At 61.0% G+C, this 23,633-nt stretch carries 19 protein-coding genes; 10 read left to right on the plus strand and 9 right to left on the minus strand.

From position 1 onward, the window contains the following. The first annotated feature begins 77 nt into the window (after positions 1-77). The 3 genes from NBH09_RS04325 to NBH09_RS04335 all read left to right on the plus strand — a co-directional run bounded on the left by NBH09_RS04325 (position 78) and on the right by NBH09_RS04335 (position 3,386). Positions 78-1,340 (plus strand): MFS transporter, encoded by a 1,263-nt coding sequence (locus NBH09_RS04325; protein ID WP_250787169.1) that lies wholly within the window; start codon positions 78-80, stop codon positions 1,338-1,340. A 195-nt stretch (positions 1,341-1,535) separates the two neighbouring features. Then, positions 1,536-2,906, plus strand: a complete 1,371-nt coding sequence (locus tag NBH09_RS04330) for an ATP-binding protein (protein WP_250787170.1) — start codon at positions 1,536-1,538, stop codon at positions 2,904-2,906. Positions 2,907-2,939: 33 nt separating this feature from the next. Continuing rightward, complete coding sequence (locus NBH09_RS04335; protein ID WP_250787171.1) at positions 2,940-3,386, plus strand: low molecular weight protein-tyrosine-phosphatase; 447 nt, start codon at positions 2,940-2,942, stop codon at positions 3,384-3,386. Positions 3,387-3,543: 157 nt separating this feature from the next. On the opposite strand, the gene NBH09_RS04340 is transcribed toward NBH09_RS04335, so the two are convergent. The 3 genes from NBH09_RS04340 to NBH09_RS04350 form a co-directional block, all read right to left on the minus strand. Next, positions 3,544-4,905: an ATP-binding protein gene (locus NBH09_RS04340; protein ID WP_250787172.1), complete on the minus strand. Its 1,362-nt coding sequence runs from the start codon at positions 4,903-4,905 to the stop codon at positions 3,544-3,546. A gap of 184 nt (positions 4,906-5,089) precedes the next feature. Further along, complete coding sequence (locus NBH09_RS04345) at positions 5,090-5,419, minus strand: TIGR04076 family protein (RefSeq protein WP_226812458.1); 330 nt, start codon at positions 5,417-5,419, stop codon at positions 5,090-5,092. Further along, the gene (locus NBH09_RS04350) at positions 5,412-6,236 is read right to left on the minus strand and encodes a PfkB family carbohydrate kinase (RefSeq protein WP_250787173.1); all 825 of its coding nucleotides are present in this window, start codon (positions 6,234-6,236) and stop codon (positions 5,412-5,414) included. The genes NBH09_RS04345 and NBH09_RS04350 overlap by 8 nt, the downstream gene beginning before the upstream one ends. A gap of 211 nt (positions 6,237-6,447) precedes the next feature. On the opposite strand from NBH09_RS04350, the gene NBH09_RS04355 reads away from it, so the two are divergent. Genes NBH09_RS04355 through NBH09_RS04365 form a run of 3 tightly spaced genes read left to right on the plus strand, consistent with a single transcriptional unit; the run spans position 6,448 to position 10,679 of the window. Next, positions 6,448-6,951 (plus strand): MarR family winged helix-turn-helix transcriptional regulator, encoded by a 504-nt coding sequence (locus NBH09_RS04355; protein WP_250787174.1) that lies wholly within the window; start codon positions 6,448-6,450, stop codon positions 6,949-6,951. Next, positions 6,944-8,767 carry an ABC transporter ATP-binding protein gene (locus NBH09_RS04360; RefSeq protein WP_250787175.1) on the plus strand — a complete coding sequence of 608 codons (1,824 nt, stop codon included), beginning with the start codon at positions 6,944-6,946 and terminating at the stop codon, positions 8,765-8,767. The genes NBH09_RS04355 and NBH09_RS04360 overlap by 8 nt, the downstream gene beginning before the upstream one ends. Next, on the plus strand, positions 8,760-10,679 hold the full coding sequence (locus NBH09_RS04365; protein ID WP_250787176.1) for an ABC transporter ATP-binding protein: 1,920 nt from the start codon (positions 8,760-8,762) through the stop codon (positions 10,677-10,679). Before NBH09_RS04360 ends, NBH09_RS04365 begins: the two co-directional genes overlap by 8 nt. A gap of 180 nt (positions 10,680-10,859) precedes the next feature. On the opposite strand, the gene NBH09_RS10095 is transcribed toward NBH09_RS04365, so the two are convergent. Then, a complete protein-coding gene (locus NBH09_RS10095; RefSeq protein WP_250787177.1) occupies positions 10,860-11,951 on the minus strand; it encodes a GGDEF domain-containing protein in 1,092 nt (363 codons plus the stop codon). Positions 11,952-12,070: 119 nt separating this feature from the next. Beyond that, the gene (locus NBH09_RS04375; RefSeq protein ID WP_250787178.1) at positions 12,071-12,949 is read right to left on the minus strand and encodes a LysR family transcriptional regulator; all 879 of its coding nucleotides are present in this window, start codon (positions 12,947-12,949) and stop codon (positions 12,071-12,073) included. Between the two features lie 232 nt (positions 12,950-13,181). On the opposite strand from NBH09_RS04375, the gene NBH09_RS04380 reads away from it, so the two are divergent. From NBH09_RS04380 to NBH09_RS04390, 3 genes are all read left to right on the plus strand, one after another. Then, positions 13,182-14,063: an SDR family NAD(P)-dependent oxidoreductase gene (locus tag NBH09_RS04380; RefSeq protein WP_250787179.1), complete on the plus strand. Its 882-nt coding sequence runs from the start codon at positions 13,182-13,184 to the stop codon at positions 14,061-14,063. Positions 14,064-14,129: 66 nt separating this feature from the next. After that, positions 14,130-15,386: an MFS transporter gene (locus tag NBH09_RS04385; RefSeq protein ID WP_250787180.1), complete on the plus strand. Its 1,257-nt coding sequence runs from the start codon at positions 14,130-14,132 to the stop codon at positions 15,384-15,386. 66 nt (positions 15,387-15,452) lie between these two features. Then, on the plus strand, positions 15,453-16,493 hold the full coding sequence (locus NBH09_RS04390; RefSeq protein WP_225094016.1) for a Gfo/Idh/MocA family protein: 1,041 nt from the start codon (positions 15,453-15,455) through the stop codon (positions 16,491-16,493). Positions 16,494-16,752: 259 nt separating this feature from the next. Here the strand turns inward: NBH09_RS04390 and NBH09_RS04395 are convergent, their stop codons facing one another. Continuing rightward, complete coding sequence (locus NBH09_RS04395) at positions 16,753-17,991, minus strand: IS110 family RNA-guided transposase (protein WP_250787181.1); 1,239 nt, start codon at positions 17,989-17,991, stop codon at positions 16,753-16,755. 473 nt (positions 17,992-18,464) lie between these two features. Between NBH09_RS04395 and NBH09_RS04400 the strand changes: the two genes are divergently transcribed. Next, complete coding sequence (locus NBH09_RS04400) at positions 18,465-20,612, plus strand: Tex family protein (protein WP_250787182.1); 2,148 nt, start codon at positions 18,465-18,467, stop codon at positions 20,610-20,612. Between the two features lie 226 nt (positions 20,613-20,838). Here NBH09_RS04400 and NBH09_RS04405 read toward each other — a convergent pair whose 3' ends face one another. From NBH09_RS04405 to NBH09_RS04415, 3 genes are all read right to left on the minus strand, one after another. Continuing rightward, positions 20,839-21,543 (minus strand): transaldolase, encoded by a 705-nt coding sequence (locus tag NBH09_RS04405; protein WP_250787183.1) that lies wholly within the window; start codon positions 21,541-21,543, stop codon positions 20,839-20,841. Positions 21,544-21,869: 326 nt separating this feature from the next. Further along, complete coding sequence (gene ulaA / locus NBH09_RS04410; protein ID WP_195568983.1) at positions 21,870-23,261, minus strand: PTS ascorbate transporter subunit IIC; 1,392 nt, start codon at positions 23,259-23,261, stop codon at positions 21,870-21,872. 71 nt (positions 23,262-23,332) lie between these two features. Further along, the gene (locus NBH09_RS04415; protein ID WP_022094539.1) at positions 23,333-23,608 is read right to left on the minus strand and encodes a PTS sugar transporter subunit IIB; all 276 of its coding nucleotides are present in this window, start codon (positions 23,606-23,608) and stop codon (positions 23,333-23,335) included. Positions 23,609-23,633 lie beyond the last annotated feature (25 nt).

Consider the following 23,633-nt stretch of genomic DNA (forward strand, 5'->3'; position numbering starts at 1 on the left):
TGACAAAGAGACTGTCCCTTTGTCACATTCTGTTAGAGTTGCAGGGATTGAATCCCGCTTATTCACGCGACATTGGAGTGACAACCTTGACCGCCGCAACCACGCCAAAAAGTAAGTCAACCGCCGCCGCGCTCTCCCCCGCGCGCACCAAGCTCTGCCTGGCGCTGCTCGTGCTGTTGGGATTCTCGCTCGGCTGCTCCGAGTTCGTGGTCATCGGCATCGAAAGTGACTTGGCGACGGAACTCGGCGTATCGCTTGCCACCGCAGGCCAACTTATTAGCGTGTTCGCACTGATCTACGCTATCGCGACGCCTGTGCTCGCGCTCAGCACGGGGCGATTCCGCCGCTACCAGCTGCTCGTGTGCTACAGCATCGTCTTTGTGCTCGGCAACCTGGTCATGGCGTTGGCGCCCAACTTCCAGGCGCTGTTTATCTCGCGCATCATCTTGGGCTCTGTCTCGGGCGCACTGCTCGCCGTGGGCGTGACGTACATCCCAGAGCTGCTGTCCCCACAGCAAACTTCGCTTGCCATCTCGGTGGTATATGGTGCGTTTTCCGTGGCAATGGTCTTTGTCACTTCGATCGGCAAGTTTGTGGCCGACACGCTCGATTGGCACGTGGCCATGTACGGCACGCTGGCCTTTGCCGTTCTGATCTGCGGAGCGCTCGTGGCGTTTATGCCGCGCGCTGGGCAAACCGACGAGCCTGCCACCTTTCGCGAACAGGCGGGTCTGCTACGCGAGCCGAGCATCATCACCGGCATGCTCATCTTTTTGTTTGGCGTGGGCTCGGTCTATGTGTTCTACGGCTACGTGACGCCTTATCTTGAGCAGGTGCTGGGCATGGGCACGGTCGAAGCCAGCACCACGCTCATGGCCTACGGCGTGTTCTGCCTGATCTCGAACATCCTGGGCGGGTGGATCGATGCGCGCTTTGGCATGAAGGCGCTGCTTGTGACGTTTGTGCTGCAGGCTGCGGCGTTACTCGGGCTGTTTGCTTTGGGCGGCACCATGCCGCTCGCGCTGGTCTTTGTCTTTAGCTTGGCGCTGCTCATGTACCTGTTCTCGGTGTCGTGCATCACACACTTTATGGATGTGGCACGCAGCCGCCACCCCAAGTCGATGGTACTCGCAAGTTCGGTTGAGCCCATGGCGTTTAACGTCGGCATCTCGTTTGGCACCGCAGTGGGCGGCGCCGTGGTAAGCGGAGTTGGCATTGCATATGTAGGCGCGGTCGGTGCCGTGTTCTCGCTTGTGGCCTGGGCGCTCACGCTGGTGACGATTAAGTTGGCTCGCTGGGAGCGCCGTCGTCAATCAGCACAGCCCCGGATGCAGGCATAGGGGCGAACATAGCCCAAGGTGGCGAGCAACCGGTGAAAACCGTCCCATACGAGTAGTGTTTATCCGCCTGCAAGCTCCAGTAGTGCAATTTCGGGTACTTCAGATACACACTTTTCTACTATTTCGTGTATTCCAAGTACATGAAATCGTACTAAACTATGTATCTGAAGTACACGAAATTGGAAAGGCGGCCCCATGCGCAGATCAATCGAATCCGTTATCGAATCATGGGCGACAAAGGACGCGTCGCGCCCCCTCCTCATCCGTGGTGCGCGACGCGTAGGCAAAACGTACGTTGCCGAGGAAATCGGCAGACGGATCGCCGGCGATGCGTTTGTCAAACTCGACTTTCAGACCGATCTTGAGCTGATCGCTCCGCTGTTCGACTGTCCCACCGACGACGTTGACGCCATCGTGGCGCGAATCTCAGACTATAAACGCACCCCCATTCGCAAAGAAACCGCCTTCATCCTGTTTGACGAGGTGCAGCTCTGCGAACGGGCGCTCAACTCGCTTCGCTTTTTTTCGGGTTCGGGCTGGCGCATATGCGCGACCGGCAGTCAGCTCGGCGTCGCCACGCGCAAGCGCAAGTTGCCTTTTCCCAGCGGCGTTCGTCAAGAGACCATGCATCCTATGTCGTTCGAGGAGTTTCTCTGGGCGCTCGACGAGGAGCAGATGGTCAATGCCATTCGTACCCACGCCGGCACGCTCGAGACCTACGCCGTGCACCAAGCCGCGCTCAGCCTGTTTCATCGATACCAGATCGTGGGCGGCATGCCCGCCGCCGTCAACGCATATCGCAAGACGTTATCCATCGAGGATGCGCGCGTCGAGCAGCGCGAAATCGACGAGACCTATACCGCTGATATGACCGACCCCGAAAACGGGATCAGCGGCGTGGCGGCGCGCAAGGTCTGGCGCTCCATTCCGTCCCAGCTGCTGAGATCGTCCACAAAAAAATTCAAGTACTCCGAGGTCGAACGCGGAGGCCGTCGCGCCAAGCTTATCGAGCCGCTCGACTGGCTCGAAGGCGCCGGCATCATATCGGTCAACAACCTGACCGAAGGCATCGAGCCTCCCCTCGTTCCCTTCGACGACGAAGATGGAAGTTTCTTTAAGGTCTATCTTCTCGATACCGGCCTCATGTTCTACAAACTCGGCATCAACCCGCGGCTCTGGCTCGACCTCAAAGAGGATTCCGCCATAGCGCTATCTTCCGATTTCCGAGGCGCCCTGGCGGAAAACTCGGTCATGCAAGCGTTTTCGGGCAATAGCTTGCAGACGTATTACTGGGTGCCGCCGTCGTCTTGGAAGACGACCGGCGAGCTCGATTTTTTACTTCAGACCGACCGTATGGAAATTGTGCCCGTCGAAGTAAAGTCCGCACGTAACGTGCGCGCGAGAACCCTCGGGTCGTTTATGGACAAAGCCCGATCGCCATATGCCTACATTTTGTCCGAGAACAATTTTTCCCGCAGCGAAACCGATGACGGGCGCGAGCTGCGCCACCTCCCCTTGTACGCAGCGGGCTTTATTGGAGCAAACTGCCTCAAGAGCAGTCTGTAAGCCCTGCGCGACCGCCTAGAAAGGAAGCCGCTCATGCAACGCATTCTTTTTATCTGCTATGGAAATATCTGTCGCTCGACGATGGCTGAGTCCGTGTTTACCGAGCTAGTGCGGCGCGCCGGGCGCGCGGGCGAGTTTGTCATTGATTCCGCTGCGACCTCGACCGAGGAGATCGGCAACCCGCCACACCACGGTACCGTTGCCAAGCTACGCGAGGTCGGGATTCCCGTCGTCGCACATCGCGCACGTCAGGTGCGTCGCGCGGAGTATGGCGACTGGGACCACATTGTCTATATGGACGACGAGAACGCCCGCGCCCTGTACCGATTTTTTGGGAAGGACCCCGATGGCAAGATCTCGCGCCTGCTCGATTGGACCGATCGCCCCGGCGACGTGGCCGACCCCTGGTACACCGGCAATTTCGACGCCACCTACCGCGATGTACTCGCCGGTTGCACCGCCATGCTCGAGCAGCTGTAGGCGCTCGGGCGGCGCGGGCACACGGGCCACGCCATCGGCATAAAACGAGCGTGGGTTTTCTCCCACTTTGAGCGCTCGAGTGCGCTCTAAACGGGAGAAAATCCACGCTCATGAATGTGACAAAGGGACTGCCCCTTTGCCACATCCGGGACTGGCCCTAGACCGGCTTGACCTCCAGCTTTATCCCCTCGACGCAGGAGTCGCCCAAAACATCCGAAAGGGCCCAGGTCGCATATAGCGGCAAATAGAGAACCGCTCCGTTGCGCTCAACGTTGCCTCTCGAGAAAACAATCCCGAGCCTTACGCCATATTCAGCCGTATCAAGCACATGACCGAGCGCAGCGTGCGCGTGGTAATAGGAGCCCGATTTAACCTCGATCGGAACAGCCGTCCCATCCGGCCCATCGACCACAAAGTCCACTTCACCGCGCTTTTTTGTCTGATAGTAGTAAAGCTGGCGATTTTGGGCAGCCAGCTGCTGGGCCACCACGTTTTCGTAAATGCCGCCCAGATTGGGCTCCTTGCTATCAAGATACGCCGCTTGGGCGACTCCAACGGGGTAGCGCGCCATCAACATGCCCGTATCCGATTGGTATAGCTTGAACTGCGATGGCCGTGCCGTCTTGAGCAGGGGCGACTTTGGCTCGGTTACGATATCGGCTTTGAGAGCAACGCCGGCATCGACAAGCCAGACAAAATCTCGCTGGTACTTCTCATAATGCGCCTTGGGGTCAATGGAATTGAGCACGAAACGCTTGTGTTCGCCCTCAAGCATAATGGGGAGCTGATCGTAGATGCTCTGCACCTGAAGGGCACGCCCGCTTGCATACTTGGAAATATCCCGTCGGTACTGTTCGTTGAGCTCTAACTGTAGCTGACGAACAGAGGCAAGGTCGCCCTGCGTGTCAAGGAAACGCTGCACGACCTCCGGCATTCCGCCGACAACGGTATAGGTCCTGAAGTTTGCCATCATCGCGTCATGAATGTAATCAGGAATGGGCCTCTCGCTGATACACGCGTCACGTATCGTTTGGCGAGCCCCCTCGCTCACTCCGGTTGCCCAGCAAAACTCCTCAAAATCGAGCGGGAACATCCTAAGCTCGTGGACATACCCCACGGGATAGGACCTGACGCCCTTGAACTGGGTCCCGAGCATTGACCCCGAAAACGCCCAGCGGCATCTCCCGTCCTCAACAAGGAACTTTGCCATCGTCATGATGTCGGGGGCCTCTTGGACCTCATCGATAAACACGAGCGTTTTGCCTGGTGCAATCGACTTTCCCGAAAGAAGCGTCACCCTGCTGATGAAATCATCGGCATCCCGCGCCTCGAGAAGAGCATCTTTTGCCTGGCGATTTTCCATGAGGTTAAGCTCGATGTAGGTTGCATGGTTGGCTTTGCCAAATGCGCGAATCGAATAGCTTTTGCCAATCTGGCGAGAACCCGTAATGAATAAGGCCTTTTGCTCGGCAGACTTCAGCCAGCGCTCCAGCTCTGCAGCTATTTTCCTGCGCAGCATAGGCTCTCCCCTCAGTGTCATCAAATGAAATGCAAAGTTTTATACGCTTGATTATCGATGAAACGCAGAATTTTTAGAACCTAAAATCGGATGAAATGCAGAGATTTGAGATTACAAGCATAATAGAAGGGGCACCACCGGCGAATGTGACAAAAGAACTGTCCCTTTGTCACATTGCGCTCGACTACTCGTCGACGATCTCAGCAAGCCAGACGTTCAGCGTATCGACCTCGGGACAGCAGAACTTTGCCGTGCCTGGCTCGTTGCCGGGCACGGTCCCGCCATAGCGCAGGATATCGATATAGGGAAATCCCACATGGCAGGCCATGGCACACATCTTGCCGCGGTCTCGGTCGAAGTCGAAGACGTCACCCGGCTTGTGCCCGTGATGGCAGCGGCATGTGCCCAGCTGGTCCACGCAGCTAATGCGAATACGTGGGCGCCTGCCGCGCGGGGCACCGAGCGGCTTGTTCTCGCCCGCCGCCTCGGTGCTGCTCTCGTCGGCGTTACTCATGGTCAATCACATCCAGGCAGGCCTCGATGGGAAGGCCGGCGGACTTATCCTCCTGGTCGGCATTGCGCTCGATGAGCTCCGCTACCACACGCATGGCATCGCTCGTCGCGCGCTGCAGGCTCCAACCGGCCATAACGCGGCCGACAAGCACCGCCGAGAACGTGTCGCCCGTGCCCGGAAAGTAGACCGGAATCAGCTCGAAGGGAATCGTGAAGCACTCCCCCGCCACATGGTCGTAACCGATGACGACATTCGCACCGTCGACCACAGCGCTCGTAATGACCACCGACTTGGCGCCCAGGGCACGCACGGCATCCACAAGAGTGCGGCCCTCATCGGGCGTGATTTGCTCGGCAATGGGCGTATCGGTGAGCAGGCACGCCTCGGTGTAGTTTGGCACCGCATAGTCGGCGCACTCGAGCAGGCTGCGCATGAGACCGATCGTGGACTCGGGCACGCCGGCGTAGAGCTTGCCGTTGTCGCCCATGATGGGGTCGACGAACACCTTGGTACCCTTTTGCGCGCGACGGTGGCAGAAGTCCGAAATGATGCGCGTCTCTTCCTCGGTCACGATAAAGCCGGTAGAGATGGCGTCGAACTCAAAGCCGAGCTCCTCCCAGATGGCGAGGCTCTGGCGCACGTACTCGGTGGTGTCGTGGATGTAGAACTTGGGATAGTTGAGCGTATCGGACACAAGTGCCGTCGGCAGGTTGTGGATGCGGTAGCCCATGTGCGACAGCACCGGCAGCATGGCGGAAAGCGCGACCTTGCCGTAGCCGCACATATCGTTGATCAGCAGCAGCTGAGTGTTCTTCATGAGGGTCTCCCTTGGTTCGGGCACGGCGCAGCAGCGCCACAGTGCGACTAAGTGTAGCGCAGGGAGCGTTTGCAGCGTCGAGCGGTTACGGCGTTTGGTAAAACGCCGTAACTATAAGTTTGGTACCTTGACATTGATTTCTCACGCTCCTAAATTGGTTAGGCACAAAACAATTCCACTACCTAACTAAAGAAAGGAGCGAAGCTTAGATATGTGTGTTGAACCACTCGTCCTTCCGCATGAGCCCGGCGGTGACCCGTCGCAACCGGTAGACATACCCGAAGCGGTCAGCGCCGAAGACAAACTCGCCAAGCGCATCCTGAGCGGCCTGGGCTTTTGCGGCCATTACATGCATTTTCACGGCGGCGGCATATCTGGCAAGGCGCCTATTGTCTGCCTACTCGCCAAGCAGCCGACCGGCGAGCTGTCCCAACAGGAGCTCGGCATGCACTTCGACCTCAAGCCAGGGTCCCTTTCCGAGATTCTGTCCAAGCTCGAACTGGGCGGTCTTATCGAGCGCAGTCGCAATCCCAAAGACCGTCGGCAGCTCACCATCCGCCTGACCGAAGCGGGATGGGAAAAGGCCCGTGTTGAGCAGGCAGCCCGCATTCGCTTTAGGGAACAGGCCTTTAGCGCCCTTACGCACGACGAGCGCGAACAGCTCGCCGAGATGCTCGAAAAAATCCGCGTAACCTGGGAGGAACTGGATGATTAAAACCCTCATGGGAAGCATCCGCGACTACATGAAAGTCACCGTTGCCACGCCATTGCTCGTGCTTGGCGAGGTGCTCTGCGAGATGCTGATTCCATTTATCACCGCCGACATGATCGACGCCATCAAAGACGGTGCCACCGTCGCCCAGATGCTTCCCACCGCAGGCTTTTTGGTGCTCATCGCACTGACGTCGCTCGCTTTTGGTGCCGCTGCCGGCGTCACCTGCAGTCATGCGAGCTGCGGCTTCGCCAAGAACCTGCGTCACGACCTGTTCTACAAGATCCAGACGTTCAGCTTTGCCAACATCGATGAGTTCTCGAGCTCCTCGCTCGTCACCCGCCTCACCACCGACATCAACAACGTGCAGCAGGCCTTTATGATGCTCATCCGCATCGCCGTGCGCGCGCCGCTGGTGTTGGTCTTTGCCTTTGCCATGGCCTACGCCATGGGCGGCAGCGTCGCCATGGTCTACCTGGTCATCATTCCGCTGCTGGGCTTTGGCCTGTTCTTTATCATCTATAAGGTGCGCCCGATCTTTGCCCGCGTGTTCCGCAAGTACGACGCGCTCAACGAGTCCGTCGAGGAAAACGTCACCGGCATGCGCGTGGTCAAGAGTTACGTGCGCCAGGACTACGAGAAAGAGAAGTTCGCCACCGCCGCGCGCGACGTCCAGATGGACTTCACCCGCGCCGAAAAGCTGCTCGCCTTCAATAACCCCATGATGAACATCTGCGTCAACGGCGCGTTCGTCGTCATCATCTACCTGGGCTCCGAGCTCATCATCACGAGCCAGGGCACCTTGTTCGACGTGGGCCAGCTCTCCTCCATCTTTACCTATGGCTTCCAGATTCTGATGAGTCTGATGCAGCTGTCGATGATCTTTGTCATGGTGACCATGGCCGACGAGTCGGCACACCGCATTACCGAGGTGCTTGCCGCCGAGCCCACAATCGCCAACCCGACCGAGCCCGTGCTCGAGGTTGCCGACGGCTCCATCGACTTTGACCACGTGAGCTTTAAGTACTCCGAGCACGCGAAGCGCCAGGCGCTCGACGATATCGACCTGCATATTAAGAGCGGCGAGACCATCGGTATTATCGGCGGCACCGGCTCGGCCAAGTCGACGCTCGTGAATCTGATCGCCCGCCTGTACGATGTCACCGAAGGCACCGTGCGCGTCGGCGGCGTGAACGTACGCAACTACGATCTGGACGCGCTGCGCCACCAGGTAGCCATGGTGCTGCAGAAAAACGTGCTGTTTAGCGGCACCATCGCCGAAAACCTGCGCTGGGGCGACCCGAACGCCACCGACGAGGAAGTCCGCGAGGCAGCACATCTGGCCTGCGCCGACGAGTTTGTCGACGGCTTCCCCAAGGGCTACGACACCTGGATTGAGCAGGGCGGCTCCAACGTTTCCGGCGGCCAGAAGCAGCGCCTGTGCATTGCGCGTGCCCTGCTGCGTCGCCCCAAGATCTTGATCCTGGATGACTCCACGAGCGCCGTCGACACCAAGACCGACGCCAAGATCCGCGAGGGCCTGGCGAGTTATCTGCCCAACACGACCAAGCTCATCATTGCCCAGCGTATTAGCTCCGTGCAGGATGCCGATCGCATCATCGTCATGGAGGGCGGCCGCATCAAGGACATCGGCAACCACGACGAGCTGCTCAAGACGAGCGAGATCTACCGCGAGACTTTTACCTCGCAGAACAAGATGAGCGCCGAGGGCGAGGACGCGGGCGAGACCGCTGCAGCCGGCACCGAGGCATCTGCATCGCAAACCCAGACCCAGGAAGGAGGCGAGGCACATGAGTAAGGCCGCTACCGCCGAGCACGCACGCAACCGCAAGGGCGGCACCATGACGCGCCTCATCAAGATGCTCTTTGGCTTCTACCCGGTGCTTTTGCCCCTCGTCGTCGCCGGCGTGGTGCTCTGCGCCATCATCAACTCCATCGGCGCGACGTTTCTCCAGAGCGCGCTGCAGGTCATCAGCGAATCATGGCAGTCGGGCGACTGGACGGCCGCGCAGCCCAAAATTCTGAAGCTTGTGACTACCCTCGGCTGCATCTACGCCGTGGGCGTCGCGTCTTCGCTCTTCTGGAACCGCGCCATGGCCGTCATCACGCAGGGCTCGCTCGAGAAGCTGCGCGAGAAGATGTTCAACCGCATGCAGGACCTGCCGATCCGCTACTTCGACACGCATCAGCGCGGCGACATCATGAGCCACTACACCAACGACATCGACACGCTGCGCCAAATGATCAGCCAGTCGCTGCCCAACCTGCTCATGACGATCATCGTTATCGTCACGGTGTTCTTCATCATGCTGTACTACAGCGTTTGGATGTGCCTGGTCATCATTGCCGGCGTCGCCTTTATGACCTTTATGACCAAGCTGCTCGGCTCCAACTCCGCGCGCTTCTTCATTGCACAGCAGACCGAGCTCGGCGTGGTCGAAGGTCATATCGAGGAGGTCATGAACGGTCAGAAGGTCGTCAAGGCGTTTTGCCACGAGTCCGCCGCCGAGGCCGATTTCGATGAGCGCAACGAAAAGCTCTTCGAGGTCTCGCAGAAGGCCAACATGTACGCCAACATCCTCATGCCCGTCCTTATGAACCTGGGCAACCTGCTCTACGTGCTGGTCGCGCTGGCCGGCGGCATCTTCCTGGCGCTGGGCGTGCCTAACCTGAGCATCTCGGGCACGGCGCTTTCCATCGCCGTCGTGGTACCGTTCCTCAACATGACCAAGCAGTTCTGCGGCCAGATCGGCCAGATCTCGCAGCAGATCAACGCCGTGGTCATGGGCCTTGCCGGCGCCGAGCGCATCTTTGAGCTGCTCGACGAGGAGCCCGAGGCCGACGAGGGCTACGTGACGCTTGTCAACGCGCAGGTCAACCCCGACACTTGGCAGCTCGAGGAGGCCGACCACCACACCGGCATGTGGGCGTGGAAGCATCCGCACCGCGCGACCGGCGAAATTGAGTACGTGCCGCTGCGTGGCGATCTGGTCATGGACAACGTCGACTTTGGCTACACGCCCGACCACGAGGTGTTGCACGGCGTGTCCGTGTTTGCCAAGCCGGGCCAGAAGGTCGCGTTTGTCGGCGCCACCGGTGCCGGCAAGACGACCATCACCAACCTCATCAACCGCTTCTACGACATCGCCGACGGCAAGATCCGCTACGACGGCATCAACGTCAACAAGATCCGCAAGGCCGACCTGCGCCGCTCGCTGGGCGTCGTGCTACAGGACGTGAACCTGTTCACCGGCACTGTGATGGATAACATCCGCTACGGCAACCTGGACGCTACCGACGAGGAGTGCATCGCGGCGGCCAAGCTCGCGGGCGCGGATGACTTTATCACCCGCCTGCCCGACGGCTACGACACCATGCTCACCGGCAACGGCGCGCAGCTGTCGCAGGGCCAGCGTCAGCTGATTTCGATCGCACGCGCCGCCGTCGCCGATCCGCCGGCAATGATTCTGGACGAGGCCACGTCGAGCATCGATACCCGCACCGAGGCTATCGTGCAGGCCGGCATGGACAAGCTCATGGAAGGCCGCACGACGTTTGTCATCGCGCACCGTCTCTCCACCGTGCGCAACTCCGACGCAATCATCTGTCTGGACCACGGCCGCATCATCGAGCGCGGCAACCACGACGAGCTGATCGCCAAGCGCGGATACTACTATCAGCTCTATACCGGAGCGTTTGAGCTGGAGTAGTTCGGCTCGCCGAGATGGCCGATTTGCCGCTCATTCGTCGGGCATGACCCCAAGGTCAATGCCCTCCTCTTTCGGGGCAAATCGACTCATCTCAACGACCCAAACACAATGCACCGCAACGCATAAAGCCTCCGCAGCCACACGAGCTGCGGAGGCTTTTCTATGCCCTTTGTTACAAGCTTATCGTTCCTCGCGTTGCGGCCCGGCCGCCTCGGCTGTCTTTACGCGGTTCTTGTCGATGTACATGTTTTTGTCGGCCTGGGAAAAGAGCTCGCGCATCGTAGGCGGTTCATCAAAATCACTGGAAAGCGCGTAACCCACCGCATAGCTAATAGGCATGTCGGGATGAGCCTCGGAATACTCGTTCACGTTCGCACGAACCCGATCGAGACAGGACTCCACGGCAGCTCGATCGGCATCCCACAGCACCGCGATAAACTCATCGCCACCGTCGCGGCCCACAAAGCAGGTCTCGGACGCCACGCACCCCAGCTGCTGGGCAAAAGAACGGATGTATTCGTCGCCCTTCTCGTGGCCGAAGTTGTTATTGACCGTATGCAGATTGTTAAGGTCGAAGACGCACACCGCAACGGGCGCCTCCGCGGAGACAGGCCGCTCCTGCCCCAAGATCTCCTCGCACTTGTTCTTGTTGGGCAGTCCCGTGGCTTCGTCGAGATAGACTTTGCTCTGCAGCTCGCGGTTGAGCGCGGCAGTGCGCACCGCGCGAACAAGTTCGACCGCAAAGGTCGCCACCAAGCCCACGATGTCGATGATCACCAAGCCCTCGAGATAGTTGAGCGCCGACGCCTTCTCCTGAGAGTAGTCCTCTGCGAGTCGCGTAGCATCGTCGCAAATGCCAAAGAATTCCTCGCTCATGGAGATGATGTCGGTGTTCTCGTAGCCGACTTCGCGCACACGGATGATCTCGACGCAAAGCTCATCAAAATAATTTGCAAGCTCGGTCATCTTTGCCTGATACTCGTCGTCGTCGAGACGGACGAGGTTGAGGTCGTCGCTTCCGTAACGCAAACCGTTGATGTATGAATCCACGGCTTTAAGCAGGTCATCTTGAGGCTGGCCCGCGTCCTCGAGCTTAACGATTCGCTGCGTGGTACCGCGCACCAGACCGGCGTAGTTGACCACGCGCGCCGTGCCCTGGATATCGGAGACGAGCAGCATAACATTAATGAAGAAGAAGATGAGAACTGCCGTGAGCACCATCATGAGCAGGCGCATCGCCCGGCTGGCTTTCTTGGCGACAGAAGTATTCACAAGTTCACTCCTCAAATGACAAAAGTGCAGGTAGCACACAGTGTGCTGAAATTCACGTGAGGTCAACTCTACCAGATGATTTTTCTAGGACGGGGATTAAAGAATCATCGACACGATAGCTATTTGAGGAGTTGGGCCATGGCGTTGACGAATTTTTGGACTTGGAGGGTGGGCTCGAGCGGATAGTGCAAAAAGACCGGCACCTCACGGCCGCACAGGAACGGCACGCCCACAAAGGCTGGGTGCACCCCCGACCACGCCCCGCAGGTGAGCACCGCGTCACCCTTTTCCTCTGCCTCGTTAAAGAGCGCAAAGTCAAAGCTGTCCACGTCGATCACGTCCACGCCGCCGTCGGCCAACAGGTCGATGCGCAGGCTGTCCATAGCGTCGTTGCCGTGACGGAGCACGCGCAGACGCATGCCCTCCAGGTCGGCAACCGTGATGCGCGTCTTGCGCGCCAGCGGGCTCGTGCGCGGCAGGTCGATATAAAACGGCACGTTAACGATGCGGAGCTTTTGGCAGGCATCGCCCCAGCGCGGAGTCGAAAAACTCGACTGCACTACATCCACCTCGCGGCCAAGGCTGCGCATGACGGATTCGCGCTCGTCGTAGAGATCGCTTACCGGCACGATCTCGAATCGCAGCGATGGCTCCATCTCGTGGATGCCCGTCCACATCGACAGCGTTTGGCGCCCCGGGCACATCATCGACACGCCCAGGCGCACGGCACCGCCATCGCCCGCCGCGCGTCGGGCACGGCGCAGCGCGTCCTCGGACTGCCGCATGATCGAGCGCGCGTCATCCACCAGCAGTGCGCCGGCCGGCGTCACCTTGACACCCGAGTGCGAGCGTTCGAACAGCGTGATGCCGAACTCGGCCTCGAAACCCGACACCTGCTTGACGAGCGCCGGGGTCGACACGCGCAATTTTGCCGCCGCACGCGAGAAGCTTCCCAGCTCCGCGGCGGCCGATATGGCCTCAAGTCGTCGATCGTACACGTCAATCTCCCGTTTTCGCGTCTGTGGCCACATGATGCCACAGGGGGTTGTTTTCGCAGGTCACGCGCTCAATTGAGAAAAACTGCATCGCACGGTGTAAACCTACGGTTAACGCCATTCTAACAAATATGCAATTCACCTGCGCAAATGCAAAGCATACGATAACCAGCGAAAACCACGTGGGTCGGTTAATGGGAGCGACCCACCGGGAGGCACAAGAAGGGAAGTTCCTATGAGCAACTGGCTTAAGCTCGAGGGCGATGTCTGCGCCGTGACCGGCGCACTCGGCGGTATGGGCGTCGAGATTTGCCGCGAGTTCGCCCGCAACGGCGCTAACGTCGTCCTGCTCGATCTGGACGAGGAAAAGGTCAAGGCCGCTGCCGCCGACCTCGCCGCCGAGTTTGGCATCCACGCCGAGGGTTACAAGATGAACGCCACCGACGAGGCCGAGGTTCAGGCCGCCGTCGACGCCACCATCGCCGACTTCGGCCGCGTCGACGTTCTCGTCAACACCGCCGGCATCCTGCGCTTCGCCGCCATGGAGGACCTGCCGCTGAGCGACTGGGAGCAGGTGCTCAACGTCAATCTCACCGGTTACTTCATCACCTCGCAGCGCTTTGGTCGCGAGATGATCAAGGCCGGCCAGGGCCGCCTGGTGCATATCTCGACCGTCGCCAGCCACTCCCCCGAGACGTTCTCGGGCGTGTACAGCTCCACCAAGGCCGGCGTCAACATGATGTCCAAGATGCTCGCCGCCGAGTGGGGCCCCTACGGCGTCCGCTCCAACTGCGTCGAGCCCTGCTTCGTTAAGACCCCGATGTCGGCCAACTTCTACGCCGACCCCGAGGTCGAAAAGAGCCGCAGCCGCCTGATCGCCACGCGTCGCATCGGCGAGGTCAGTGATATCGCCGACGCCGTCATGTTCCTGGCGTCCAAGCGCTCGGACTTTACCACCGGCGACGCCATCAAGGTCGATGGTGGCTTCTCCAATATGATGGGCGACCTCACCGCCAAGCCCGGCGGCCGTCGCGCCTATGCCGACAACTACCTCAAGAACAAGGGTGTCGAGCTTTGGTCCGATGAGTCCGGCGTCGCCAAGCCGACTGACCAGTAAACCAACCCGACAGGGAGGACCCGCGGACACGCCTGTTCCTCCTCCGTATCGATTAGAAAGAGTCCAATGGCTTCCACCAACTCCAACAAGGGTCGCGCCGTCGTGCTTTCCGCCGCGTGCGTCACCATGTTCTTCATCAGCTCCATCGCGCTGTATTCCGTCGTGAGCAAGAACCTGCTCGCCGTCTACCCCGAGTGGTCCAGCGCCCTTACCTGGGCTTTCCCGGTCTTCCAGACCATCATGGCCGTGACGGGCATCTTCGCCGGCCGCATCTCCGATAAGATCGGCCCGCGCAACGTCGTGATCGCCGCCGCCGTGTGCTACGGCGTGGGCTGGTTCATGTCCGGCACCGTCACCGAGCCGTGGCAGTTCTACCTGTGGTTCTCGCTCGTCGCCGCCATCGGCAACGGCCTGGGCTACAACCCGGCGCTCACCACGGGTCAGAAGTGGTTCATCGACAAGAAGGGCCTTGCCTCCGGCATCACCCTGGCCGCTTCGACCGCCGGCCCCGCCGTGCTGTCCCCGGTGCTCGCCTCGCTGCTCATCCCAAGCCTGGGAATCTTTGGCGCCCTTAAGGCGCTCGGCGTTATCTTCTTTGTGATGATCACCGCCTCCGCCCTGTTCCTGAAGGCCCCCGAGGCCGGTTGGCTGCCCGAGGGCTTCGAGGCCCCCAAGGGCGGCGCGCATGCCGGTACCTTCGGCGACCTCACCCCGGGCGAGATGGTCAAGACCCCGCGCTTCTGGGTTCTCATCGTCACCTTCGCCTTTGCCGCCACCGCGGGCACCCTGCTCGTGGGCAAGGTTGCCTCCATCGCCGCCGTCCAGCTCTTCGCCGACCCCACGAGCGCCGCGGCCGTCGCCCTCGGCGGTGTGGTGGTCTCCGTCAACACCTGCGCCAACCTGGTTGGCCGTCTGTCCTTTGGCCAGATCATCGACAAGCTCGGCGCCTATAAGTCGCTGCTCATCAGCCTTGTCGTCACCATCGTCGCACTCGTCATCATGTCGATGAGCTTTACGCAGAGTATGTTCTTTGTGGCGCTCGCCCTGCTCGGCTTTAGCTTTGGCGCCCTGCTCGTCATCTACCCGCCGCTCACCGGTGGCGCCTTCGGCACCAGCAACATCGGCGTCAACTACGGCATCATGTTTTTGGGCTATGCCGCTTCCACCTGGATCAGCCAGCCCATCACCGCCGTGCTGTATCACGCCGAGGCTGGCAGCGCCGCCTACCAGCAGTCCTTCTACGGCGCCATTGTGATCGCCGCCATCGCCGTCGTGCTCACCGTCTACATGATGGTCTCCGACAGCAAGAAGAAGTCCGCCTAGTTTTACCGATGCGACAAGGACCGCCCCCTTGCCGCATTCCACCGCCACCAGTATTAAGGAGTCGAAATGTCTGAGCTCAACCCCGTCCGCATTGCCGTTATCGGCGCCGGCGCCATGGGCCGCAACCACATCCGCTTTGTCACCGAGGAGCCCGAGGCCGAGCTCGTCGCCATCGCCGACGCCTTTGAGGGCGCCCGCGCCACGGCCGAGGCCGCCGGCGTGCCGTTTTATACCGATCCCGCCCAGATGATGGACGAGGTCAAGCCCGAGGCCGTCATCATCGCCACGCCCAACGACCTACACCTGGGCGTTGCCCGCGAGGCTGTGAAGCGCAACATCGTGCCGCTGGTCGAAAAGCCGATCTCCAACGACCTCGAGGATGCCCAGGCCTTTGCCGCCGAGGCCGAGACCGCCGGCGTGCCCGTACTCGTGGGTCAGCACCGTCGCCACAATCCCTTCGTCAACAAGGCCAAGGAGATCATCGAGTCCGGCGAGCTGGGCAAGCTCACCGTGTCGAGCTTCCACTACATGATCTATAAGAATGACGAGTACTTCGATGTCGAGTGGCGCCGCAAGAAGGGTGCCGGCCCGATCCTGGTCAACCTGGTGCACGACGTCGACCTGCTCCGCTACCTGCTGGGCGAGCCCGTTGCCGTCCAGGGCATGCAGTCCAGCGCCGCCCGCGGTTTTGAGACCGAGGACTCCGCCGTGGTCAACGTCCGTTTTGCCGATGGCGCGCTCGCAAGCATGACCATCTCTGACGCCACCGCCAGCCCCTGGAACTGGGAGGCCACCGCTCGCGAGGATCCGCAGTACCGCCCCTTCGACGCCGACGCCTACTTTATCGGCGGCACTAAGGGCGCCCTTTCGCTGCCCCGCCTGCACCGGTTCTCCTACGACGGCGCCTCCAACTGGCACAAGCCGCTGCAGATGGAGATCCCGGCCGTGGACCCGGCGCTGCCGCACAAGATGCAGCTCAAGCACTTTGTGAAGGTCGTTCGCCGCGAGGTCGAGCCCGTCGTGACCCCCGCCGATAACGTTAAGACGCTCACGCTTCTCAACGCCATCAAGGAGGCCGCCGAGACCGGCCAGCTCGTCGAGCTGTAATGCCTTAAGAGCGGCCGCGGCAGATACCCCATGCCGAACCCCTCGGTCCGCCACCAATAAGCCCCTCTTCTTTGCCCCGCGAGCAGCCTCCTGCCCGCGGGGCTTTTTGCTACCTTGCCGACGATTTTTCTAGGGCGGGGGCTATTTTGTACCTCGGCTTGATTCGTTCGCCACCAAATGGGCCTATCTACTACGTTTAACCGATTACCCTCAACCATGCCGAATTTCGCGAAATTAAAACCGACGCTCCTATAAGTTGTCAAGAGGCAGTTTGCGGGAGCGTTCTCTCCAATTCGCACAGGAGCTCGTAATACCTCCTCTCCAGTTTCGTCGACCGCCGTTTCCCCCGTTCCAAGTGCCCGAGTGTGGCTGCGGACAGGCCGAGCTCCGCGGCGGCTTTCTTCTGAGTCACCCGCATCGCCTTGCGCATCTTCGCGAGCTCGGGGCCTTCCGGCGCGGCGCCGTCGGGGTTCGGGTCCATGAGCACGTGGTACACCTCCCGCGCTATGTAGCGCTTCAGGCAGCGGACCGCCTCCCGCCGGGACTTCCCCTCGGAGGTCCGCCTCGCCACGTACCTCCTCGTCCTCTCGTCGTACGCCATGCGCTTGATCGCGATCTCGTAGAGCGCCCAGTTCGCCTGCCGGTTGCCGCCGCGGTTGAGCCTGTGCCGGTCCGTCTTCCCGCTCGACGCGGGGATCGGGGAGGCGCCGCACATCATCGAGAACGCCGCCTCGCCCTTCAGCCTGCCGGGGTTGTCGCCGGCGGCCACGACCAGGGCGGCGGCGGTCGTGGTGCCGCAGCCCTCGACGCCGAGCAGCGCGGGCGCGTTCGCCTCCAGCAGCGCGCGGATGCGCTCGTCGAGGGACTCGACCTGGCTGCGGGCCTCCTTCCAGACCGCCGCGACGGACCGCAGCGAGGCCAGCACGCTCTCCTCGAGCGCGTCGCCCGCCTTCCTCCCGCGCGCGAGCAGCGGCATGAGGTCCTTCGGCCGCTCGCGGCCCCTGAACCGCTCCCTCAGGGCGCTCGGGGCCGTCGTGAGCATCGACTTCGCGCAGGCCACGCAGGACGTGGACGTCGCGACGGCCAGCCTGCGCGCGACGTAGAGCTGGCGCACCGCCTCGACCCAGCCGTCCTGCGACTTCGGCACGGAGCAGCCCCTCCCGGACGCCGCCTTGCGCGCCGCGCGCTCGGCGTCCAGCGGGTCGCTCTTCCCCTCGCCGGGCCTCACCTTGTCCCTCTTGGGCCTGAGCACCTCGACGACGTTGTACCCGAGCTCCACGAGCCTCCTCGTCAGCCCGGCCCCGTACGATGCCGTGCCCTCGACGCCGACGACCATGCAGCTCCCCGGGTCGCCTATCGCCTCCGCCAGCCTGTCGTAGCCCTCGGGGTCGGCCCCGAAGCTCCCGCTCCAGATCTTCCTCCCGAGGCCGTCGAGCAGGCACAGGACATGCACGTCCTCGTGCGTGTCGACGCCCGCGATGACCGTTTCGCCTTCCATTTTCGCTCCCCTCGGTCTGCCGCCTGCTCCGCGCCCGGGTCTCCCAGACATTGCACTGACGGGAGCGCTACAATCCAATTGGCTTGTCCGATTGTCCGCGCTCATGCTCCTATTAGGTCATGGCAGGACTCCGGGACGCGGATGCCGGGGCGAGACAGGTCGGATTTGAGGACGGCCGAAGAGGCGTCAGCAGGTCAGTGGGTCATCGTCCCGGCATTCAGCATCAGGGTAGCGCTGCGACGCGGAAATCGCGCGCCGTTGCCGCGCCCCGCAGTGCCCGCTTCCCCCGAGAACAATTATCAGTGCAGGTAGACGGCTTGCCGATTTTCGGAAAACCGGGGGATGGTCGACCCATACGGTTCAAACGTAGTAGATAGGCCCCTTTCGTGGCGCAACCCCAAAACAGTCTTTTGGGACGGGTGGTATCCTTGGTAGCCCTGTGCTGCAAACGCACCTTAAACGCAAGGAGTCCCATGGATCTTATCGCCCAGCTCGCCCGCGAGCTCAACCTTAAGGCCGCCAACGTCGAGGCGGCCGTCAAGCTCATCGACGAGGGCAACACCATCCCCTTTATCTCGCGCTACCGCAAGGAAGCAACGGGCGGCATGGACGACGTCGCCCTGCGCGCGCTCGACGAGCGCCTGTCCTACCTGCGCAATCTCGAGCAGCGCAAAGAGGACGTCATCCTGCTCATCGACGCCCAGGGCAAACTCACGCCCGAGCTCGAGCAGCAGATTCGCGAGGCCACGCAGCTCCAGCGCGTCGAGGACCTCTACAAGCCCTACCGCAAAAAGCGCATGACCCGCGCGCAGAAGGCCCGCGAGGCCGGCCTGGAGCCGCTCGCCAACATGATCATCATGCAGGCATCCGCCAAGGGCAGCGCGCTCGACGCCGCCGCGGCCTACGTCAACGAGGACGCCGGCTTCGACACGCCCGAGAAGGCACTCGCCGGCGCCGCCGACATCGTGGCCGAGACGGTGGCCGAGGACCCCGAGAACGTCGCCGACCTGCGCGCCTTTACGCAAAACACCGCCGATATCGTCGTCGAGGCCACCGACCCCGCCGAGAAGACTCCCTACGAGCCCTACTACAACTTTGACGAGCCGCTGCGCCGCATCCCCAACCACCGCGTGCTGGCTATCGACCGCGGCGAGCGCGAGGGCAAGCTCCGCGTGCGCGTGAACGTCGACGGCGCCGCTGCCACGGCACGCCTCGGCAGCCGCTGGCCCCGCCGCCAGGGCGTGTTTGCTCCCATCTTCGATGCCGCCATCGCTGATGGTTACAAGCGCCTCATGGCCCCCTCGCTGGAGCGCGAGGCCCGTGCCAAGCTCACCGTCCGCGCCCAGACCGAGGCCATCAACGTCTTTGCCAAGAATCTCGAGGGCCTGCTCTCGGCCCGTCCCGTCCGCGGCGCCCGCGTGCTCGCGCTCGACCCGGGCTACCGCACCGGCTGCAAGGTCGCCGTCATGGACGAGACCGGCAAGCTGCTCGACCACGGCGTGGTCTACCCCACCAAGCCGCGCCACGACGTCGTCGGCACCAAGCGCGAGCTCGCCCGCCTCGTCAAGAAGGACGGCGTCAACACCATCGTCATCGGCAACGGCACCGCCAGCCGCGAGACCGAGGAAGTCGTCTCGGAGTTCATTGCCGAGCAGGCACCCGGACTGCGATACACCATCGTCAACGAGGCCGGCGCGTCGGTGTACTCCGCTTCCGAGCTCGCAAGCCAGGAGTATCCCGACCTGGACGTCACCGTGCGCGGTGCCATGAGCCTGGGCCGCCGCCTGCAGGACCCGCTGGCAGAGCTCGTCAAGATCCCGCCCCAGTCTATCGGCGTGGGCCAATACCAGCACGACCTTGACCAGGCCGAGCTTTCGCGCACGCTGGGTCACGTGGTGGAAGACGTCGTCAACCGCGTGGGCGTCGACGTAAATACCGCGAGCGCGAGCCTGCTGGGATACGTATCGGGCATCACGCCGAGCGTGGCCAAGAACATCGTGGCGTACCGCAAGGAAAACGGTGCCTTTACCGATCGCCGCCAGCTCAAAAAGGTCCCCAAGTTGGGGCCCAAGGCATACCTCAACGCCGCGGGCTTCCTGCGCATCAGCGGCGGTAAGAACCCGCTCGACGCGACGAGCGTCCACCCCGAAAGCTACGAGGTGGCCACGGCCGTCCTGGAGCGCGCCGGCGTTGCCGCCAGCGAACTCAGCCGTGGCGGCGTACCCGATATCGAGCGCCGCCTGGGCAGCATCTCGGCGCTGGCAAGCGACCTAGACTGCGGCACCCTCACGCTCATCGACATCGTTAACGAACTCAAAAAGCCCGGCCGCGACCCGCGCGACGACGCGCCCGAGGTAGTCTTTAGCCGCTCGGCGCTTTCCATCGACGACCTGGAGCCCGGCATGGAACTCAAGGGCACGGTGCGCAACGTCGTCGACTTTGGCGCCTTCGTCGACGTGGGTGTGCACCAGGACGGCCTCGTGCACATCTCCAAGCTGGCCAACCGCTTCGTTAAGCACCCGAGTGATGTCGTGCGCGTCGGCGACACGGTGAAGGTGTGGGTCGAAAAAGTCGATCGCGACCGCAAGAAGATCTCGCTCACCATGGTGCAGGGGAAGTAAACCGCCTAAAGCAAGGGTCCCCCCTCTCGCGACGTGCAGAATCGCGAGTATTCTGCAAATTCCGCCGTTCCGGATGCCCCTCAGAGGCAATAAAGTCACAAACAGCCCCCGTTTTAGCGTCGTCAGAGCCAAAACGGGGGCTGTTCCGTGCTTTATCTAGCTGGTAAAAGCCTTTACCTTGCTGAATACTCTCAATTTTGCACGTCGCAGGCGGGGGTACCCTTGCTTACGGCAGGATATGGAAACCGAGCGCCGCGATATCCTTGGCAAAGCCGCGCACGGTGTCGAGCGAGACCTCGTACGGGTCGCGACCGATGTTCTTGCGCTTGGCCAGGATGCTGTTGGGCACTGTAATGATCTGGCAACCGCAGGCCTCGGCCTGGTAAATGTTGATGAGCTCGCGCGTGGACGCCCACAGGACCTCGCAGTTGGGCTTGGCGGCGGCCTTCTCGACCGACTCCGTCATAAACGGAATGGGATCGACGCCGGTATCGGCGATACGGCCGGCAAAGAGCGAAATGATGGACGGCGTCTCGGCGTCAACAGCCTCGACCATCTCGTCGACCTGCTCGGGCGTAAAGATGGTGGTGACGTTGACTTTGATGCCGTCGGCGGAAAGCTTGCGGACCAGCTCGGCGGTGGACTCACCCTTGGTGGTCACGCACGGAATCTTGACGTAGACGTTCTCGGCCCAGGTAGCGATCTCGCGCGCCTCGACCTCCATGGTCTCGATGTCGTCGGCAAAGACCTCAAACGACACGGACACATCGGTGATGTGTGCCAGGACCTCCTTGGCAAACGCGCGGTAATCCGTCACGCCGCCCTTCTTCATAAGGGACGGGTTGGTCGTGAAACCCTGAACGTTGCCGTTCTCGTACATGTCGAGCATGCCCTCGAGGTTTGCACCGTCAGCGAACACCTTGATTGCCATCTGCCTGATTCCTTTCGTTTGCATAAGGCCATTGAGCTGGTAAACACTTTAGCCATGCTTACCTAGGTTTGAGCTGCAGCTTTTAAGCTTTATCGGTAAACGGTTTAGCATCTTTACCACTTTTATCAAAGACTTTCCAGCGGCAAAACGGTTTTTCGGCGCGCTGCGCCATTTCCGTTCACGGCGCTTATTTACAGCAAAACCAATCGAATCCACACTCGCTTCAAGAAAAAAGGCGGCGGCACCTCACAAGAGATGACGCCGCCTTTTCGTGTAGGAGCCGGTTATCGGAGCTCCGCCCGATTAGGGCTTAACGTATGCCTGGATTACTCTTCCTCAACGTGGTTAATCACAGCACCCTTGGTGTGGATGAAGTTGGGGACGAAGGCGACGACCAGAAGGACAGCGAGAATCGCGTAGACACCGGTGGTACCGAAGGCCTCGGCAGCGCGGCCAAGCGTAATACCAATGACGGAGAAATCGAAGTCGCCGAACGTAGTGTTCTTGAAGCCAAAGACGTCAAGAACAGGCAGGAGCAGAGCCGGGGCAAAGGTGATGAGCAGGCCGTTGACGAAAGCACCAAGAGCTGCGCCCTTGCGACCGCCGGTAGCATTGCCGTAGATGCCTGCGGTAGCACCGCAGAAGAAGTGGGGAACCATGCCCGGGATGATGAAGATGCCCAAGGTAGCGCCCACGATGAACATACCGACCACGCCACCGATGAAGGAGGCAACAAAGCCGAGGATGACGGCGGTGGGAGCATAGGGGAAGAAGACGGCGCAGTCGACGGCGGGGATGGCGCCGGGGATCAGCTTGTTGGAGATGCCCTGGAAAGCCGGGACCAGGTCGGCAAGGATCATACGAACGCCGTTGTAGACGATAGTGACACCGACGGCGAAGGACAGGGCACAGGTCAGGGCGTAGACGATTACATTGTCGCCGCCAGCGGTCTTGGTAACGACCGCAGGATCTGCGATGTAAGCGGCGAAAGCGGTAACCAGGTAGAAGAAGGCCATGGTAAGAGCCGTGGAGATGGTGGTGTCGCGCAGGAAGGAGAACTTCTCGGGAACCTCGATCTTCTCGGTGCTGTTCTCCTCGGCGTCCTTAGCAAAAAGCGTACCGACTGCAGCGGAGATGTAATAGGCGAGTGAACCGAAGTGGCCCATGGCGATTTCATCGCCATCGGTAACCTTCTCGGTGAAACGCTGACCAACGGCGGGAAGCATAGCGCTCACGAGGCCCAGGAACATGCCGCCCACGATGACAAGCTGGACATCCTGGAAGCCAGATGCCTGCAGAACGGCAGACAGCAGGCAAGCCATGAACATGCTGTGATGGCCCGTCAGGAAGATGTACTTAAACTTGGTAAAGCGGGCAATGATAATGTTCACGACGTAGCCGAGAATCAGGATCATCATGGTCTGAACGCCGAGGACGCTCTGAGCCATCGAAACGACAACCTCGTTGTTGGGCACGACGCCGGTGATGTGGAAACCGGTCTCGATGAAGGTACCCAGCGGAGCAAGATTCTCCTGAACAACAGCGGCGCCGGCAGACAGCATGATGTAGCCAAGGATCGGCTTCAGGGTGCCTGTCATCACCTTGTGGGCGGGACGCTTAAGCGCGACAAGGCCCACAAAAGCGAACAGACCCATAATCCATGCTGGCTTGGTCAGAATCGATTGGATAAACTCAAGTATGGGAAGGATGACTTGCATCTGGGCTTCCTTTCTTTTTAACGTGGGCGCGTTTCCCTCTTCCACAGGGAACCGCCCCTTTTTGTGCCGCTTTAGGCGTTAGCGGCGGCCGCCTTGATTGCCTCGAGGGCGTCTTCGCGGATCTTCTTCTTGTTCACGTAGCTGCGAACGATCACGACGTTACCGTGAAGCTCGGGAGCGAGCTCCTTAACGGTAATGAACAGATCCGGATTTGCGGAAGAAGCACCGTTCAGGTCCATAGACTCAACGTCGGCCTTGATGCCCTCCTCCTCACAAAGCTCCTCGACTTTGCCAGCGAGCATCAGGCTGGACCCGATGCCGTTTCCGCATACGGTGATGATATGCATGGCAACCTTCCTCTCCTACACGTGA

The organism is Collinsella sp. BG-O-102, from assembly GCF_023656745.1.
Classification (GTDB): domain Bacteria; phylum Actinomycetota; class Coriobacteriia; order Coriobacteriales; family Coriobacteriaceae; genus Collinsella.

Excerpts from the sequence above, each read along its gene's own strand:
- NBH09_RS04330 (WP_250787170.1), top strand. The coding sequence starts at position 1,536 with ATGCGCAGATCAATCGAATCCGTTATCGAATCATGGGCGACAAAGGAC.
- NBH09_RS04335 (WP_250787171.1), top strand. The coding sequence starts at position 2,940 with ATGCAACGCATTCTTTTTATCTGCTATGGAAATATCTGTCGCTCGACG.
- NBH09_RS04340 (WP_250787172.1), bottom strand. The coding sequence starts at position 4,905 with ATGCTGCGCAGGAAAATAGCTGCAGAGCTGGAGCGCTGGCTGAAGTCT.
- NBH09_RS04345 (WP_226812458.1), bottom strand. The coding sequence starts at position 5,419 with ATGAGTAACGCCGACGAGAGCAGCACCGAGGCGGCGGGCGAGAACAAG.
- NBH09_RS04350 (WP_250787173.1), bottom strand. The coding sequence starts at position 6,236 with ATGAAGAACACTCAGCTGCTGCTGATCAACGATATGTGCGGCTACGGC.
- NBH09_RS04355 (WP_250787174.1), top strand. The coding sequence starts at position 6,448 with ATGTGTGTTGAACCACTCGTCCTTCCGCATGAGCCCGGCGGTGACCCG.
- NBH09_RS04360 (WP_250787175.1), top strand. The coding sequence starts at position 6,944 with ATGATTAAAACCCTCATGGGAAGCATCCGCGACTACATGAAAGTCACC.
- NBH09_RS04365 (WP_250787176.1), top strand. The coding sequence starts at position 8,760 with ATGAGTAAGGCCGCTACCGCCGAGCACGCACGCAACCGCAAGGGCGGC.
- NBH09_RS04380 (WP_250787179.1), top strand. The coding sequence starts at position 13,182 with ATGAGCAACTGGCTTAAGCTCGAGGGCGATGTCTGCGCCGTGACCGGC.
- NBH09_RS04385 (WP_250787180.1), top strand. The coding sequence starts at position 14,130 with ATGGCTTCCACCAACTCCAACAAGGGTCGCGCCGTCGTGCTTTCCGCC.
- NBH09_RS04390 (WP_225094016.1), top strand. The coding sequence starts at position 15,453 with ATGTCTGAGCTCAACCCCGTCCGCATTGCCGTTATCGGCGCCGGCGCC.
- NBH09_RS04395 (WP_250787181.1), bottom strand. The coding sequence starts at position 17,991 with ATGGAAGGCGAAACGGTCATCGCGGGCGTCGACACGCACGAGGACGTG.
- NBH09_RS04400 (WP_250787182.1), top strand. The coding sequence starts at position 18,465 with ATGGATCTTATCGCCCAGCTCGCCCGCGAGCTCAACCTTAAGGCCGCC.
- NBH09_RS04405 (WP_250787183.1), bottom strand. The coding sequence starts at position 21,543 with ATGGCAATCAAGGTGTTCGCTGACGGTGCAAACCTCGAGGGCATGCTC.
- ulaA (WP_195568983.1), bottom strand. The coding sequence starts at position 23,261 with ATGCAAGTCATCCTTCCCATACTTGAGTTTATCCAATCGATTCTGACC.
- NBH09_RS04415 (WP_022094539.1), bottom strand. The coding sequence starts at position 23,608 with ATGCATATCATCACCGTATGCGGAAACGGCATCGGGTCCAGCCTGATG.